Raw genomic sequence first — 12,446 nt, forward strand, 5'->3', positions numbered from 1 at the left:
GCTCCTTAATCCAGTCGCCGTTTGGTTTTCATCCACGTCAACCCGATAAACATCACCGCCGACGCCATCAGAAACAGGGTGTTGACGATCAGCACCACCGGAATATTCCCCGCCAGGAACAGGCTCTGCAGCGTGCTCACGAAGTAGCGCGCCGGAATGATGTAGGTCACGGCGCGGATCACCGCCGGCATGCTGTCTATCTGGAAGATAAACCCGGAGAGCATTATCGACGGCAGGAAAGCGGCGTTCAGCGCCACCTGCGCGGCATTAAACTGGTTGCGGGTGATGGTGGAGATGAGTAGCCCCATCCCCAGCGTGCTGAGTAAAAACAGGCTGGTGATAAAGAACAGCACCACCAGCGAGCCGCGGTACGGCACGCCGAGGATAAAGACTGCCACAAGCATGCAGAGCAGCATCGCCAGCATGCCGAGGAAGTAGTAGGGGATAAGCTTGCACAGCAGCAGCTCGACCCGGGTCACCTCGGTGGAGAGCAGCGCCTCCATGGTGCCGCGCTCCCACTCGCGGGCGATCACCAGCGAGGTGAGGATTGCGCCGATCACCGTCATGATGATGGTCACCGCGCCCGGAATAATAAAATGCTGGCTGATGGCGGCGGGGTTAAACCAGTAGCGCGTCTGCACGTCGATAAGCGGTTCAAACGTCTCGCCCCGGTCTTCCGCGCGCTGCATCTGCCAGAGCTGCCAGATCCCCTCCGCGTAGCCCTGTACGAAGTTGGCGGTATTCGGCTCGCTGCCGTCGGTAATCACCTGGATCGGTGCATTGGTATTCGCCCGCGCCATGTTGGCGGCGAAATCCACCGGGATGACGATCAGGCCGCGAATTTTCCCGGCCTGCATTTTCTGGATCAGCTCCTGCCGGTTGTCGCTGACGGTGGCGTCGATATAGGGCGAGCCGGTCATGGCGTGGGTAAAGTCCAGCGCCTCTTCGCTCTGCTGCTCAAGCAAAATCCCGACCCGCAGCTTGCTGGAGTCGAGGTTAATGCCGTAGCCAAAGATAAACAGCAGCAGCAGGGGGATCACCACCGCAATCAGCCAGCTGCTGGGATCGCGCACGATCTGCCGCGTCTCTTTAATACACAGCGCGCGCACCCGGCGCCAGGATATAGCACTACTGCGCATGGGCATTCTCCTTGTCCCAGTCGTGGATGAGGGTAATAAACGCCTGCTCCATAGTCGGGTCTGGCTGTTCTTCGTCAGCGGCCTGCTCCTTCAGGTCGTCTGGCGTGCCGTGGGCGATCAGCTTGCCGCGATAGACCAGCCCGATACGGTCGCAGTACTCCGCCTCGTCCATAAAGTGGGTGGTCACCATCACGGTCACCCCTTTTTCCACCATGCTGTTGATGTGCAGCCAGAACTCGCGGCGGGTGAGGGGGTCAACGCCGGAGGTCGGCTCATCCAGGAAAAGAATATCGGGTTCGTGCATCAGCGAGCAGGCCAGCGCCAGCCGCTGCTTAAAGCCGAGCGGCAATTCGTCGGTGGCATGGGAAGCAATATTCGTTAACCCAAAGGCGTCGCTCATGCGGCGGATTTTCTCATTCTGCGCGCGTCCGCGCAGGCCGTACACGCCGGAGAAAAAGCGCAGATTCTGCTCGACCGTCAGGTTGCCATACAGGGAAAACTTCTGCGCCATATACCCCAGATGCTGGCGCGCCTTGCCGGAGCTGACCTTCAGATCCATATCCAGCACCAGCGCCTTGCCGGATGTCGGCACCAGCAGGCCGCACATCATCTTAAAGGTGGTCGATTTTCCCGCGCCGTTCGGCCCCAGAAGACCAAAAATCTCGCCGCGCTTCACCGCGAAATTGACGTTATCGGTGGCGGCGAAATCCCCGAACTTTTTGGTGAGCGATTTCGCTTCAATGACCGTTTCGCCCGGCGTGCCTTCCACCGTATGCAGAATGGCGGCAAGCGGCGACTCTGATGTACCCGCGCCGCCCAGTAGGTCGATAAACGCGTCCTCAAAGCGCGGTGCAGTCTCTTCTATCTCGATCTCAGGCATCCCCTGCGCCTGGCGAACGTCGTCGGCGGTGGCCTCTTTTTTGAGAATAATGCGCACCGAGCGGCCCTGAATCATCCCGTCGCTGACCTGCGGCAGCTTCAGCACCCGCTGGAGCAGCCTGCGGTTCGACTCCTGCGGGCTGTGCAGCAGGAAGCTGCGCCCGGCCATGGTTTGCGTCAGTTTGGTCGGTTCGCCCTGATAGAGCAGTTCACCCTCGTTCATCAGCAGCACGTCCCGACACTGTTCCGCTTCGTCGAGGTAGGAGGTACTCCAGAGGATCAGCATCCCGTCGCCCGCCAGCTCGTGCACCATCTGCCACAGCTCGCGGCGGGAAATCGGGTCCACGCCGACGCCGGGCTCATCCAGCAGCAGCACCTTCGGCTCGCCCACCAGCGTGCAGGCCAGACCCAGCTTCTGCTTCATCCCGCCGGAGAGCTTGCCCGCCAGCCGGTCGGTGAACGGGCCGAGGGAGGTAAACTCCAGCAGTCGGGCGAAGGTTTTCTGCCGCGTTTCACCGGTGACGCTGCGCAGGTCGGCGTACAGGTTCAGGTTTTCCATCACCGTCAGATCTTCATACAGGCCAAACTTCTGCGGCATATAGCCGAGCATGGCGTGGAGCGCGCCGTCGTCTTTTATCGGGTCCAGGCCAAGCACGCTGGCCGAGCCTTCGTCCGGCTTGAGCAACCCCGCCAGCATCCGCATCAGCGTGGTTTTCCCCGCGCCGTCCGGGCCGACCAGCCCGGTTACGTAGCCTTTCTGAATGGTGCAGTTCAGCGGCGCGACCGCCGGCTTGTCCATGCCCGCGAAGCGTTTGACCAGACCGTTGAGCTGGATAACCGCATCATTCATGTCGTTCCCCGTCGTTTATGGTCACGGTAACAGGCATGCCCTGACGCAGCGCGTCGTCCGCATCGGTGACGATGATGCGCAGGCGGTATACCAGGTCGGTACGCAGGTCCGGTGTTTCTACCGTTTTCGGCGTAAATTCGGCGGTAGGGGAGACAAAGCCCACCTTGCCGTGATACGGCTTGTCCGGGCGGCCGTCGGTATAGAGCAGCAGCTCGCGGCCCGGCTGCATCTGCCCGAGGTTCGGCTCGTCAATATAGGCGCGCACCCACACCGGACGGGTCAGGGAGAGCGTTAAGACGGTACTGCCCGCGCTGAGCATGCTGCCCGGCTCCACGGCGCGGGTCATCAGCGTGCCGTCAGATGGAGCGATTAAGGTCGTGTCGTGCAGATCCAGTTCCGCCTGCGCCAGCTGGGCCTGCGCCTGTTCAAGGCTGGCTTTCGCCTGGGCAATGTCCTGCTCGCGGTTACCGGAGCGGTACTGGCTTAATTTATCCTGCGCGGACTTCAGCGTTGCCTGCGCCTGGTCCCGGGATGACCGCGCGTTTTCCAGATCGTTGGCGGAAATGGTGCGGCTTTTCCAAAGTCCCTGCTGGCGGTTATAGAAGTTCTGCGCGTAGTCGTACGCGGCTTTGGCCTGCTTAACGGCGGCGGCGGCCTGGGCAATCTCTTCATCGCGATAGCCTGCCAGCATCAGGTCATACTGCGCCTGCGCGACGGAAACGCCAGCTTTGGCCTGCATCAGCGCGTTCTCAAAAGGGGCTTTATCCAGCGCGCCCAGCGTCTGACCGGCTTTGATGGCATCGCCTTCGTCAACGCTGAGCGAGGCGAGACGTCCGCCAACGCGGAAGCTCATATTCACAGTACGAATATCCACGTTACCGTACAGCGTCAGGCCCCGATCCTGCTGGCTCTGATACCACAGCCAGCCACCGATTCCCGCGGCAAGCAAAACAACAACCACCAGAATGATGGCGACAGGTTTTTTCATGACTTCAGGCTCCTTTGCGTTAAGCCTTGCAGGATCAGATCGAGATGACAGGCGATGACCTGGCTAATCTGCGCGGCTTTATCCTCATCAAATTGTGTCCAGCCGGTGCGTAACAGGATAGTTTCCCTGCCCAGACGGAAGGCAAGGATTTCACCCAGCAGGGCGTGGGTATGCAAAATAGTGTCGGTATCGCTGGCGTCCCGCCCGGTATACGCAGCGATCAGCCGGGTCAGGTGGGTATGCATCGGGGCAATTACCCGATCGTGTACCCGCTGGTAGGCGGCAGTCGGGGAGAGCTGTTCCCGGGAAATAAACTTGCTCAGGTTGAGCGTATCGTCGTGCGTCAGCAGGCGAATCATATTATGGCAGGCTTTGAGAATAAGCTGGCGTACGGCGGCGCGATCGGGTGACGGCTGGCTGAGCAGCGCGGTGGCTTCCTCAACGTGCGGGTGAAACTGCGAGCCGATAAAATCGGCGATCCACTCGGCGCAGGCGAGGTATAAATCTTCTTTTGAGCCAAAATAGTAGGTAATCGCCGCAATGTTCTGCCCGGCCAGCGCGGCAATATCGCGCGTGGTCGCATGCAGCCCGTACTCGCCAAACTGCGCCAGCGCGGCGGCGATAAGCTGATTTTTGGCCTGTTCACCTTTGGTTGTTGTGGGTGTCGTATTCATGGCGGCATTAAGAATTAATCAATCGATTGATTAAGATTATGCCTGATTCCCGCTAACGTCGAGGGAATGCTGAGGGATATTTTATGCGCCACGTCACAAAAGCTGCTACACTCCGCCCCTTCGCGACATTGTGGTTTTTGTCCTCCTAATTGTTATATCTCCCTGAAAACTACACCTGTGATGGTCGGGGCGGTTCGGAGTTTTTATGTCTTTTGATTCCCTTGGCCTGAACCCGGAAATTCTGCGCGCCATCGCAGAGCAGGGCTACGTTGAGCCAACCCCAATCCAGCAGCAGGCGATCCCCGCTGTGCTTCAGGGCCGTGACCTGATGGCCAGCGCCCAGACCGGCACCGGTAAAACCGCGGGCTTTACGCTGCCGCTGTTAGAGCTGCTGGTAAAAAACCAGCCGCACGCCAAAGGCCGTCGTCCGGTGCGCGCGCTGATCCTCACCCCAACCCGCGAGCTGGCGGCGCAGATTGGTGAGAACGTGCGTGAGTACAGCCGCTACCTCAATATTCGCTCGCTGGTGGTTTTCGGTGGCGTGAGCATTAACCCGCAGATGATGAAGCTGCGCGGCGGCGTGGACGTTCTGGTGGCAACGCCGGGCCGCCTGCTGGATCTGGAACACCAGAACGCGGTGAAGCTGGATAACATCGAAATTCTGGTGCTGGACGAAGCCGACCGCATGCTCGACATGGGCTTTATCCACGACATTCGCCGCGTGCTGGCTAAGCTGCCCCCGCGTCGCCAGAACCTGCTCTTCTCCGCGACCTTCTCCGACGAGATCAAGGCGCTGGCGGAAAAGCTGCTGCATAACCCACTCGAAGTGGAAGTGGCCCGCCGCAACACCGCCTCCGAGCAGGTGACGCAGCACGTGCACTTTGTGGATAAAAAGCGCAAGCGCGAACTGCTCTCCCAGATGATCGGCCAGGGTAACTGGCAGCAGGTGCTGGTCTTTACCCGCACCAAGCACGGCGCTAACCACCTGGCGGAACAGCTGAATAAAGACGGCATCCGCAGCGCCGCCATTCACGGTAACAAGAGCCAGGGCGCGCGTACCCGCGCGCTGGCGGACTTCAAGTCTGGCGACATCCGCGTGCTGGTGGCGACCGACATTGCCGCCCGTGGCCTCGATATTGAAGAGCTGCCGCACGTGGTGAACTACGAGCTGCCGAATGTCCCGGAAGACTACGTGCACCGTATCGGCCGTACCGGTCGTGCGGCGGCAACCGGTGAGGCGCTCTCGCTGGTCTGCGTGGACGAGCACAAACTGCTGCGCGACATCGAACGCCTGCTGAAGAAAGAGATCCCGCGCATCGAAACCCCGGGTTACGAAGTGGACCCGTCTATCAAAGCCGAGCCGATTCAGAACGGTCGTCAGGGCGGCGGTCGCGGCCAGGGCGGCGGCGGTCGTGGTCAGCAGCCGCGTCGTGCCGAAGGCGGCGCGCCGAAATCATCCGGCAAACCGCCGCGTCGCAACAACGACAGCAAACCGGCCGGTGAAAACCCGTGGCGCAGCGGCGAAGGCAAGCCGGCAGGGGAAGGGCAGCGTCGACGCCGCCCGCGTAAGCCTGCTAACCCGCAGTAATCTGGAAGCCCGGTCGTAAAGCCGGGCTTTTCTTTTTGCGGCAGAGAAGAGAAAGTGCCACAATAGTGGCTGTTTATACAGTATTTCAGGTTTTCCAATGGCTTTAACCGCGGCGCTGAAAGCGCAAATTGGCGCATGGTATAAGGCGCTACAGCAGCAGATCCCCGATTTTATCCCCCGAGCGCCGCAGCGGCAGATGATTGCCGACGTGGCAAAAACGCTCGCCGGGGACGACGGGCGACATCTGGCGATTGAAGCCCCGACCGGCGTCGGGAAAACCTTGTCATATCTGATTCCCGGCATCGCGATTGCGCGGGAAGAGGACAAAACGCTGGTGGTCAGCACCGCCAACGTCGCGCTGCAGGATCAGATCTTCAGCAAAGATTTGCCCCTGCTGCGCAAAATCATCCCCGATCTGCGGTTTACCGCCGCCTTTGGGCGCGGGCGCTACGTGTGCCCGCGTAACCTGGCGGCGCTTGCCAGCAGCGAGCCGAATCAACAGGATCTGCTCGCGTTTCTGGATGACGAGCTGACGCCAAACAATAAGGCGGAGCAGGAGCAGTGTGCAAAGCTGAAAACCGAGCTCGACGGCTATAAGTGGGACGGCCTGCGGGATCACACCAGCCTGGCGATTAGCGACGACTTATGGCGCAGGCTCAGCACCGATAAAGCAAGCTGCCTGAACCGCAACTGTCACTACTACCGCGAGTGCCCGTTCTTTGTCGCCCGGCGCGAAATTCAGGAGGCGGAGGTGGTTGTCGCTAACCACGCGCTGGTGATGGCGGCGCTCGAGAGTGAAGCGGTGCTGCCGGAGCCTAAAAACCTGCTGCTGGTGCTCGACGAAGGTCACCATCTGCCGGACGTGGCGCGGGACGCGCTGGAAATGAGCGCTGAAATTACGGCACCCTGGTTCCGCCTGCAGCTCGATCTCTTCTGCAAGCTGGTGGCGACCTGCATGGAGCAGTTCCGCCCGAAAACCACGCCGCCGCTGGCGGTCCCGGAGCGGCTGAGCGAGCACTGCGAAGAGGTTTATAGCCTCATTTCGTCCCTGAACAACATCCTGAACCTCTATCTTCCTGCCGCCCAGGAAGCCGAACACCGCTTTGCGATGGGGGAACTACCGGAAGAGGTGATGGAGATCTGCCAGCAGCTGGCGAAGCATCTGGAAAAGCTGCGCGGGCTGGCGGAGATGTTCTTAAACGATCTGAGCGAGAAAACCGGCTCGCACGACGTGGTGCGCCTGCACCGCATTCTGCTGCAGATGAACCGCGCGCTGGGGATGTTTGAGGCGCAGAGCAAGCTCTGGCGTCTGGCTTCGATGGCTCAGGCGTCGGGGGCGCCGGTCACCAAATGGGCCACCCGTGAAGTGCGGGATGGGCAGGTCCACCTCTTTTTCCACTGCGTGGGCATTCGCGTGGCCGATCAGCTGGAAAAGCTGATCTGGCGCAGCGTGCCGCACGTGGTTGTCACCTCCGCAACCCTGCGCTCCCTGAACAGCTTCTCCAGGCTGCAGGAGATGAGCGGCCTGAAGGAGAAAGCGGGCGACCGTTTTGTGGCGCTGGACTCGCCCTTTAACCACTGCGAGCAGGGCAAGCTGGTGATTCCGCGCATGAAATTCGAGCCGCTTATCGACAACGAAGAGCAGCACATTGCGGAGATGGCGGCCTACTTCCGCGAACAGGTCGAGAGTAAAAAGTATCCCGGCATGCTGGTGCTGTTTGCCAGCGGGCGGGCGATGCAGCGCTTCCTCGAACACGTCACCGATCTGCGTTTACTCTTGCTGGTGCAAGGGGATCAGCCGCGCTATCGGCTGGTGGAAACCCACCGCAAGCGTATTGATAACGGCGAGCGCAGCGTGCTGGTGGGGCTACAGTCGTTTGCCGAAGGTCTGGATCTGAAAGGGGACTACCTGACGCAGGTGCACATCCATAAAATTGCCTTCCCGCCCATCGACAGCCCGGTGGTGATCACCGAGGGGGAGTGGCTGAAGAGTCTTAACCGCTATCCGTTTGAGGTGCAGAGCCTGCCTGCGGCGTCGTTTAACCTGATTCAGCAGGTGGGGCGTCTTATTCGTAGCCACGGCTGCTGGGGCGAGGTGGTGATTTATGACAAGCGTCTGCTCACCAAAAACTACGGCCAGCGTTTGCTGAACGCGCTGCCTGTTTTCCCGATCGAACAGCCGGAGGTGCCGGAGGTAAAAAAACGCCCGGCAAAACTGGCCGCCGGGCGTGGTAAAAGCATCCGTGCTAAGAGGCGCGGTCCTACTGGTAAGTGAATGTCACCTGCACTACGCTGCTGAACGTGCCGGCCGTGACGGGTATGGCGGTGGCGTAATAGCGTGCGGACAACGGAAACGTGGCCGTGTGGTCACCTGGATTAATGACGGCGTTAAAGGCCGCCTGCGGGGCAATCAGGATTTTGTCCTGACGGTCTGCCAGCTCCAGCGCCAGCCCTTTTGCGCTGCCGATATTGGCGAACTTAGTCGGGTGCGCGCTGTCGGCCTGGCCGTAGAAATAGGCCGTGGCAAGGGCGAGCGTGGCCGGGCAATGTGACACTGAAAGGGAAAAATCTTTCCACTCGCCGGTATCGCCCACGTCTTTAAAATCGCCGGATACTGCCTGGCCTAAATCCACCGTCAGGTTGCGGCTGGCGCTGTCGATGATGCAGGTATTGGCGTAAATGTTGCCCGTCATCTGGATCTGAATATCGTCGGCGTGCGCCTGGGCGATCAGCCCCAGCGCCAGAAGTGCGATTGTCTTTTTCATGTCGGTCACTTATAGGCAAGCGTGATGGTGGCAACGGTATTGGCCGGGCCGGGGGTGACCATGTCGCTGACCTGCTCGTAGCGCACCTCAAACGGTATGGTCAGCGTTTCGTTGGCGATGGCTTCGCTTCGGGTGTTAACGTAGGTATCAAAGGTGGCGATATTGTCGTCGAACAGCATTCTTACGCCGACGCCTGTTGCCGCGCCGGGTTGTTGCGTGAGTTTCAGCACTCCTTCAAACGCCGTTTCATAGCCGTTTGCGCTGGTAATTTTTACCTCAGGTTGTACGGTGCTGTTGCAGTTCACCGTGACGTCAAAGTTTTGTGCCGGGGAAGAGAGCATCCCCACGCTGACGAAATCGCTGACCGGGAAGTCCCCCAGATTGACCGTCAGGTTTTTCGGCAGGACGGAGCAGGTGACGTTCTGGAAATTGACGTTACCAGCGTAGGAGATAATGTTGGGACTTCCGATACCGTCATTGCCATACACACCAATACCAAACTTAGTTTGCGCCTGCTGCAGCGTACCGGACTGCACCGAATTGCTGGTTTTTACGAGCTGAAGGGTCACGTTGAAATCAAAGCTCATCATTCCGTCATTCGATACATAGCCAATCGGCGTACTGCGGGAATCGCAGGCAGCCAGGCCCCCACCCGTGATGCGCTGACCTTTGTCATTCATCAGCGCCACGCCTACGCCGGGTACGCCCGAATCATAAACGCCAGTCAAGCCGGGAATTTCTGAACCACTTCCGTAGTAGCAGGAGATGATCTCCATGCCGCTCTCGTAAGGGTGATCGCATTTCCCCGCCACGTGGACCGTCTGTTCCGAACCCGGAATGGTGTCACCTACAGCCAGGGTAGTGGGAACCATAATCGAGGCGACGTTAATCATCTTCGGCATATCCGGCGTGGAACAGGTCGCCTTCGCATGTGGCATAAATAACGCGGCGGTTCCCAGAACCAGTAAGAAAAAGCATTGTTTAATCAGTTGCATAATCGTTAGCCTGAACGGTGGATCAGTGACACTGCGCGGCAGCGTTAATGATGCTGGTTTTCTCTTTCTCATCCGTTAGCGCATAGTCAGCGACGCACTGCTCGCTCGCCTCCTGTCCCCAGGAAACGTTGAGATGCCCTTGCTGTGGCAGACCAGAGAGATAGGTCTGCCCGTCGTTACCGACAATAAACTCGCTGTCCTTATCGTCCGTGGTTACCGTTGCACCGAAGGGCAGCGGTTTACCGTTTTGTGTCAACGTCATCAGGACGCGGTTACCCACGCGGGTATTAAAGCTGGCGCGCACCACGGCCCCGCGGGTTGGGGTCACGATCTGCGCCGCGTGGGTGACGTCGGCGTTGTCTGGCAGCGTTTCGGTATCCAGCGCGATGGTGTTATGGCGATACGCGGTAACAAACGGCACGACGGTGTAGCCGCGGAAGTCGGTCTCAACGCCCGTCTGGTTAGTGATATGGGTTCCGTGTGTGCCCGGCGCTTTCACCAGCGCGATGGTCTCACCGAGCGGCTGGCTCAGGGTTATCCCGTTAGCATGGGCAATGACGCCGCCCTGCAAACCGACGTTCACGGTCTGCTGATATTTGTCCTGACTGACCCCCGCGCTCACTTCACCATAGGTCGCTTTGTAGTCGGCATTGACGCTGGCGGAGTTACCGCTGCCGGTGCTGCTCAACCCTTCCTGAATGTTCCAGTTAAGGTTGTCTTCCTTCAGCGCAGTGCCGTTCAGGCCGATGTTCTGCGTCGTGCCGTCTTTGGTGTTGTTCAGGTTGTAGGTGGCCCAGGTGTTATGCATCCAGTGGTCCAGCGGCACGGAGACGCTCAGCGAGAACTGATTGTCGTTCGTTACCTCATTACCGTCTTCATCGCTGTCGCTGGTGTTTTTATTCATGCTGTAGCTGAGGCTGTAGCTCACGCCGTGCCAGCTGTTGTTGTAGCTGACACTCATGGAGGTCATGTTCTGGCTCTGGCTCCAGTACGTTTCTTTCACCATGCTCAGGGTGACGGACCCCCAGCCTTCCGGCAGCGTCTGGTCGATGGTGGCTTCGGTTCGGGCGCGGCGCTGCTGCGGTGCAGACCAGTCGTCAGAGCGGGTATACGACTCCATGGTGTCTTCGAGGGTGTAAAACCCTTTGCTGTTGTAGCGGTAGCCGGCCAGCGAGAAGTTGGTGCCCGAGCGGGCGATATCTTTGCTGTAGCGCACGCGCCACGACTGGCCTTTGCTGGCCTGCTGTTTTTTCAACAGGGCTTTGGCGCGGGTGACGTCAATGGAGAACGCCCCTAAATCGCCCATGTTTTTCCCGACGCCAGCCGCCTGAGACTGATAATGGCTACTCTGCTGCACGCCGCCGTAGGCGGTAAAGCCGTAGGGTAAACCGTAGATGGCGCTGCCCTGGGCAAACGGGGTCTTCTCCACGTCTTTGTCATAAGAACGATAGCGTCCGGCGGTCACGCTGTAGCGCAGGTTTTTTTCACGCTGCAATACCGGCACGGAGGCAAACGGCACGACGAAATGGCTTTCGCTGCCGTCGGTCTCTTTCACGGTGACCTGAAGATCGCCGCTGCTGCCGGTGGGGTAGAGATCGTTAATTTCGAACGCGCCCGGTGCGACCGTGTTCTGATAAATGATGTATCCGTTCTGGCGTACTACCACCAGCGCGTTACTGTGGGCGGTGCCGCGAATAATGGGGGCGTAGCCTTTTTCACTGTCTGGCAGCATGTCGTTGTCGGATTTCAGCTCCACGCCGGTGTAGGGGACGCTGTCAAACACGTCAGAAGGGGAGGAACTCTGGCCGACGGTGAGGTCGCTTTTCATCGCCACAATATCGCGCTGCGCGTAGGTATAAACGGAGGTGAATTTCTGTTCCTCCTCCTTACCCGTGGTGCTGCGATTCCAGGTGGAATAGTTGCGAACGCGCCACGCGCCAATGTTCAAGCCAGGACGCAGGTTAACGTACTGGCTGCTGTTGTCCTGTTCACCCTGCTGGCGCGCATGGCTTTGGCTGGCATTGGCGCTGTAGTTAAGCAGGCCTGCGTTGATCCCTTCGTCAAATTCTTTTGGGTCAATGTAACCGCGAGGTACCTGACCGAGCGCCGACTGGGGAATGCTCAGCAGCAGTTGCTGGTTACGAACGCGGAAAGTTGCGGATGCTGCAGGGATGGCGTGTAAATCGGCGCACTGGCCTTTGGCCATCAGCTGCGGATATTTTTTCGTTTTGATGCCGAGGCTTTTTAAATCGTCCAGGGTGAAGCAAGGTTGCAGCGTGCTGTTACCCTGAGCGTCTTTTTGCAAAGTGAAGGTGACATCGCGGGTATCAATTTTATTGTTATTGATAAATACCGCGACCTGATATTTACCCGGCGCCTGGTCAGGGCCTTTTTCATAGACGGACAAATCGGTTTTCCCCTGCTGGGGATTATCAATATCCAGCAGGGCCGGGTTAAAATAATCATCAGCCATAACCTGCTGCGCAAAGATCGCCATTGCCAGGCCACAGAGAATGACCAGCAATGACGAAAATCGGCAGGTGAACGGCTTTTTATCGCTGTACATGA

At 59.0% G+C, this 12,446-nt stretch carries 9 protein-coding genes; 2 read left to right on the plus strand and 7 right to left on the minus strand.

Annotation, left to right across the window (positions count from 1 at the left end; all coding sequences use genetic code 11):
- Nucleotides 1-5 precede the first annotated feature (5 nt).
- Genes V1603_RS10095 through cecR form a run of 4 tightly spaced genes read right to left on the minus strand, consistent with a single transcriptional unit; the run spans nt 6 to nt 4,530 of the window.
- Nucleotides 6-1,139, minus strand: a complete 1,134-nt coding sequence (locus V1603_RS10095) for an ABC transporter permease (RefSeq protein WP_163330773.1) — start codon at nt 1,137-1,139, stop codon at nt 6-8.
- Nucleotides 1,129-2,868 carry an ATP-binding cassette domain-containing protein gene (locus tag V1603_RS10100; RefSeq protein WP_163330774.1) on the minus strand — a complete coding sequence of 580 codons (1,740 nt, stop codon included), beginning with the start codon at nt 2,866-2,868 and terminating at the stop codon, nt 1,129-1,131. The genes V1603_RS10095 and V1603_RS10100 overlap by 11 nt, the downstream gene beginning before the upstream one ends.
- A complete protein-coding gene (gene hlyD / locus V1603_RS10105; protein ID WP_163330775.1) occupies nt 2,861-3,856 on the minus strand; it encodes a secretion protein HlyD in 996 nt (331 codons plus the stop codon). Before hlyD ends, V1603_RS10100 begins: the two co-directional genes overlap by 8 nt.
- Nucleotides 3,853-4,530 (minus strand): transcriptional regulator CecR, encoded by a 678-nt coding sequence (gene cecR, locus V1603_RS10110; RefSeq protein WP_395313858.1) that lies wholly within the window; start codon nt 4,528-4,530, stop codon nt 3,853-3,855. The genes hlyD and cecR overlap by 4 nt, the downstream gene beginning before the upstream one ends.
- Nucleotides 4,531-4,735: 205 nt before the next feature.
- On the opposite strand from cecR, the gene rhlE reads away from it, so the two are divergent.
- Both rhlE and dinG read left to right on the plus strand, forming a co-directional pair.
- On the plus strand, nt 4,736-6,118 hold the full coding sequence (gene rhlE / locus V1603_RS10115; protein WP_080327824.1) for an ATP-dependent RNA helicase RhlE: 1,383 nt from the start codon (nt 4,736-4,738) through the stop codon (nt 6,116-6,118).
- A gap of 97 nt (nt 6,119-6,215) precedes the next feature.
- Nucleotides 6,216-8,393 carry an ATP-dependent DNA helicase DinG gene (gene dinG, locus V1603_RS10120; protein ID WP_116343383.1) on the plus strand — a complete coding sequence of 726 codons (2,178 nt, stop codon included), beginning with the start codon at nt 6,216-6,218 and terminating at the stop codon, nt 8,391-8,393.
- On the opposite strand, the gene V1603_RS10125 is transcribed toward dinG, so the two are convergent.
- Genes V1603_RS10125 through V1603_RS10135 form a run of 3 tightly spaced genes read right to left on the minus strand, consistent with a single transcriptional unit; the run spans nt 8,380 to nt 12,444 of the window.
- Complete coding sequence (locus tag V1603_RS10125; RefSeq protein WP_116343424.1) at nt 8,380-8,883, minus strand: fimbrial protein; 504 nt, start codon at nt 8,881-8,883, stop codon at nt 8,380-8,382. The genes dinG and V1603_RS10125 overlap by 14 nt on opposite strands.
- 5 nt (nt 8,884-8,888) lie before the next feature.
- Entirely contained in the window at nt 8,889-9,878 is a 990-nt protein-coding gene (locus V1603_RS10130; protein ID WP_166710523.1) for a fimbrial protein, read from the minus strand.
- Nucleotides 9,879-9,900: 22 nt separating this feature from the next.
- Nucleotides 9,901-12,444, minus strand: coding sequence for a fimbria/pilus outer membrane usher protein (locus tag V1603_RS10135; protein WP_395313859.1), 2,544 nt, complete (start codon nt 12,442-12,444; stop codon nt 9,901-9,903).
- Nucleotides 12,445-12,446 lie beyond the last annotated feature (2 nt).

It is taken from the genome of Enterobacter sp. ECC-219, assembly GCF_043966805.1.
GTDB lineage: Bacteria > Pseudomonadota > Gammaproteobacteria > Enterobacterales > Enterobacteriaceae > Enterobacter > Enterobacter cloacae_N.

Bases quoted from the DNA above. Each gene is read 5' to 3' on its own strand.
- V1603_RS10095 (WP_163330773.1), bottom strand. From the start codon at position 1,139: ATGCGCAGTAGTGCTATATCCTGGCGCCGGGTGCGCGCGCTGTGTATT.
- V1603_RS10100 (WP_163330774.1), bottom strand. From the start codon at position 2,868: ATGAATGATGCGGTTATCCAGCTCAACGGTCTGGTCAAACGCTTCGCG.
- hlyD (WP_163330775.1), bottom strand. From the start codon at position 3,856: ATGAAAAAACCTGTCGCCATCATTCTGGTGGTTGTTGTTTTGCTTGCC.
- cecR (WP_395313858.1), bottom strand. From the start codon at position 4,530: ATGAATACGACACCCACAACAACCAAAGGTGAACAGGCCAAAAATCAG.
- rhlE (WP_080327824.1), top strand. From the start codon at position 4,736: ATGTCTTTTGATTCCCTTGGCCTGAACCCGGAAATTCTGCGCGCCATC.
- dinG (WP_116343383.1), top strand. From the start codon at position 6,216: ATGGCTTTAACCGCGGCGCTGAAAGCGCAAATTGGCGCATGGTATAAG.
- V1603_RS10125 (WP_116343424.1), bottom strand. From the start codon at position 8,883: ATGAAAAAGACAATCGCACTTCTGGCGCTGGGGCTGATCGCCCAGGCG.
- V1603_RS10130 (WP_166710523.1), bottom strand. From the start codon at position 9,878: ATGCAACTGATTAAACAATGCTTTTTCTTACTGGTTCTGGGAACCGCC.
- V1603_RS10135 (WP_395313859.1), bottom strand. From the start codon at position 12,444: ATGTACAGCGATAAAAAGCCGTTCACCTGCCGATTTTCGTCATTGCTG.